The sequence below is a fragment of the Neobacillus paridis genome (assembly GCF_016765675.1).
Lineage (GTDB): Bacteria > Bacillota > Bacilli > Bacillales > Cytobacillaceae > Neobacillus > Neobacillus paridis.
In genome coordinates this window covers 473-813 of sequence record NZ_JAESWB010000067.1, presented here as the reverse complement: position 1 = coordinate 813, position 341 = coordinate 473, and the positions used below count along the sequence as shown (strand labels likewise).

Sequence of the window (341 nt, the reverse complement as noted above, 5' to 3'; positions counted from 1 at the left end):
CTTGTTCGCATAGGACATCTGGCGGCGCGTGTGGCTACGTCGGCCGTTGATCCAGAAGCCGTCCGGGATATTGAACCTGGCCAGGGTGAACACCCCGGCTCGGCCGCTGACGATGCCGTTACCGCGAATAGCGGTTGGCGAAGCCTCGCCCATCTCCAGCGCCCGATGAAACGCCTCGTTCATGTGGAAATGCCGCAGCTGACCCACGACATGGGGCAAGTGGCCTTCGTCCATGCCTTTGGATGCAGCGTGCGCGCGCTGGGCGCCGACGGTCAAGGCTTCCTCGATGGCCATTACCAGCTCGCGCGGGAAACTGCGCTGCAAAAGGTCGGGAATTGTGT

Annotated in this window: 1 protein-coding gene; it reads right to left on the bottom strand. The window is 62.8% G+C overall.

All coding sequences use genetic code 11. From position 1 onward, the window contains the following. On the bottom strand, nucleotides 1–341 hold a 341-nt coding region (locus tag JK635_RS27955; RefSeq protein ID WP_202653055.1), incomplete at both ends, for a hypothetical protein.